The 3202-nt window shown below is 48.3% G+C and carries 4 protein-coding genes; 2 read left to right on the top strand and 2 right to left on the bottom strand.

The annotated features are described in order from the left end of the window. The coding region (locus tag H6F50_RS00055; RefSeq protein WP_190424896.1) for a DUF4157 domain-containing protein at positions 1-1620 on the top strand (1620 nt) is incomplete at its 5' end. Positions 1621-1757: 137 nt separating this feature from the next. Here H6F50_RS00055 and H6F50_RS00050 read toward each other — a convergent pair. After that, a complete protein-coding gene (locus H6F50_RS00050) occupies positions 1758-2081 on the bottom strand; it encodes a hypothetical protein (RefSeq protein WP_190424894.1) in 324 nt (107 codons plus the stop codon). A gap of 9 nt (positions 2082-2090) precedes the next feature. After that, positions 2091-2357, bottom strand: coding sequence for a hypothetical protein (locus H6F50_RS26810; RefSeq protein WP_242028837.1), 267 nt, complete (start codon positions 2355-2357; stop codon positions 2091-2093). A 525-nt stretch (positions 2358-2882) separates the two neighbouring features. Between H6F50_RS26810 and H6F50_RS00040 the strand changes: the two genes are divergently transcribed. Then, on the top strand, positions 2883-3080 hold the full coding sequence (locus tag H6F50_RS00040; protein ID WP_190424891.1) for a hypothetical protein: 198 nt from the start codon (positions 2883-2885) through the stop codon (positions 3078-3080). Positions 3081-3202: the final 122 nt, after the last annotated feature.

The following is a 3202-nucleotide window of genomic DNA, read 5'->3' as shown; positions in this document are numbered from 1 at the left end:
CAACAGGGAATCCCGAATCATCAAAACAAATTGATGAGAAAGTTGGATGTACCCACCCTGCAACGCGAGGTGATGCCAGAAGAGGAAGAAGAAAAAGAACTCCAGATGAAGCCAATGATACAGTGTCAGTCTGCTGAGGGCGGAATGTCTGCCTCACCGGATCTCGAAGCAACCATCCAACAGGCACGAGGAAGCGGACAGGCACTGGCGCAGAGTATTCGCGAACCGATGGAGCAGGCGTTTGGGGCTGACTTCAGCGGGGTGAAGATTCATACGGATGCTCAATCTAACCAGTTGAATCGCTCAATCCAGGCGAAGGCATTTACGACGGGGCAGGATATTTTCTTCCGGGCGGGAGCGTATGAGCCGGGAAGCCGGGGTGGGCAGGAGTTGATTGCCCACGAGTTGACGCACGTTGTTCAGCAGAATGGTAGTGCAGTACAGCGATCGCTGCAACCCATTACTCCCACAGTTACTCAAACGACGCTTCAGCCACAGCTAATTCAAAGGAATGAAGATCATGCCAAAAAAATCGTCCCTCTCTACGATCTAGATCGAACCTACGATTCTTGGAATTCCATCCTGGCAGCAAAGGACAAGTTCCTACCGGAGCAATGGGAGAGAATTGAAGCAGCCTATCATCTGGGCGATGATGGAATGCCGATAATTCGCGATCGCTCCGGCAAGCAAATCTCCAACCAACTGCTGAATCCAGAGGAACAAGGGAAGCTAGACACTAAGAAGCAAAGACTAGACCTCGATGGTGCCCACATGGAAATTTTGACTTACCTTGAAGAAAAAGTGACTGAAAAACTTGGCGCTGCTGGATTGGCTCAGTTTTATCGGGGGGCGCATATTGTCTTTCAGGACAAGGGGGCAGTTTACAATGGCGTGAAACAACTGGGGATGCCCATTGCTGCTAAAAATGAAGACAATAGCATCAAGTCAAAAACTGAATTTGTAGGTAAGACAGGAACAAATCTCGGCGGATATTGGGGCGATGTTGAAGCTCAGAGAGCCGGAAAAATGTTTACCCGTCGTCCCGAAAATAGCGAGACATCCCACTATCAACCGAATGTAGTAGACGATAAAACTAAGCCACTGCCATACGAACAACAACCCTGGTTAGGAAAAACAAAATTTGAGAAAAAAAATGAGGGCTACGATTCTGTCAATGCCGAACCCCAATTGGGGATCGATCTGCCAGAATCTGTTAAAGGTCATATTCTAGTAGGCATTGTGCCAACTAACATGAAAGATCCCAATGATGATTCCGCAGGTCATACCTTTATTCAAACTGAGGGAGCTGGGTTCCAAAACTTCAATGAGGCAAGCTTAGCTCACGGGCAAGGATATCTGGCTAATTCAGGGTATGGAGGTAATCAAGTAGGTACGCAGACTGGCTTAGTGGGTAAAACCCTGCACAGCGAGAAAACAAAGACAGAGATTCGAGAGCATGAAAATGCCAATTGGGATAAATTATATCAAGATGCACAAGAGTTCTATAAACAAGACAGGTTGTCATACTACAAAGCTTCACCAAAAGACTCTGGCGTTCCCAAACCTTTAGATACATCTGGGACAGATGATGTGAATTTTACAGAGCAAGATTGGGCGTGATTGCCACTGCAATTCATCGTCGATTTTGAAGTCTGATTATTCATCTCATATGGGCTATGGGCGCAAGATGCGGCTGGACAGAGGGATAAGAAAAATTAGGAATGGAGAAATATCACAATTATTGAGCGATCGCACAGCTAAAACCTTCGCTTGGGATACCTGCACTTTTCTGCATCTCCAGCCCCTACCGCAGCGTTCTTCATAGCAGTAATGCCAGAACCAATGACGTGGGTTCGCAGCGTCGCGTGACCCGGCAACTTTGGGGTAAGTGGCAGATGCCCCACACTTAAGCCTCTTGGTTTTGGTGTATGGTAAATCGTCCCGCTTGCTTGTTTCCGCTTGCGTTCTAGGGGATGAGACCAGGCGCAGACTCCGCACCCGTCTTTAGCGCTTAGTAGCGGTTGCGAACAGCTCGGACAGGTAAAGGACTCGCTTGAGGGCGACTCTTGGATCAAGGACATTGCCCAAAGCTACTCGCAGAAGGCGAGTAGCTCTGTCGCTGTTCTTGACTCCAGCGGGGATGTCCATCCCACTGGCAAACGGTAATGCTTCTCTAACCAGTCCGGGTTTAGACACTCGCCCTTCTGGAGAAGTTCTAAACTCTTCAACTGCGTTTCGAGCTTGGTCGAGCCAGGGGGTCGCCCTTTCCCACTTTGGCTTAAGGCGCTGGGAGACTCCAACCAGAAGTAGCCGCTCTCTAAGAAAGGACGCTCCAAAGTGTCCTGACCCGATAACAATCCACTCCGTATTGTACCCGCACGAGTCGAGGCATGATAAAAAGTATCGGAAATAAGTCCGTCCGCTTCTTGGTCTGTAGGGGCAGGTGAGGATTCCGGGCACGTTCTCGATGGCGATGAAGTTCGGCTGTATCTCCCTGATGGCTTCGACGATTACTGGGAAACAGTTCCGCTCGTCGTCCGCGCCGAGCCTTTTACCCTAGATTGAGAAGGGTTGGCACGGTGGGCTGACCGTAATGGCGTTTGTGTAGCAACTGACCCAAAAACAACGCTAAGGGCAATACTTCTGCATTTTTGTCTATTTATGGGTAAGTTTAAAAGACTTAAGAGGGTAGAGAGCTGATAAAACTGTACCCAACTTAAAATACCCATTAATTATTTATGGGCAAGTTAGCCTTTGCAGGGTAAGAGTTTCAAGCTTAACGTTGTTTTTTGGACGCTTGCTACACAAACGCCGAGTCCTGCTCGATCAACCCAGATCGGTCGATTTGAGCTGAGAGAGAGCTTTCCTCCAAGTCGGAATAGATGACTTTCCCGACTGGCGATCGCATTCAGGGCAGCGGTTCAGGAGTCCTGGTCGATCAAACCAGAACCTTCGCTTGGAGTTTAGGGAGAATTTTTTCCAAGTCGTCATACATACATTTCTCAACTGGCGATCGCACTGGTGTCCGCTCCGGCTCTACATCGTCCTATATAAAAATACGGGTAGTCCTAAAGATGTAAGGATAGGAAAGATACCGTTCCATCAGAAGCACTATGTCTGATTCCCAACCAACTTGCCCGGTTTGTCAGTCAACTCATGTCGTCAAAAACGGCAAAATCCATAACGGTAAACAGAACTTTAG

This window comes from Coleofasciculus sp. FACHB-712 (assembly GCF_014695635.1).
GTDB lineage: Bacteria > Cyanobacteriota > Cyanobacteriia > Cyanobacteriales > FACHB-T130 > FACHB-T130.
This window is presented reverse-complemented; position numbering and strand designations above follow the sequence as displayed.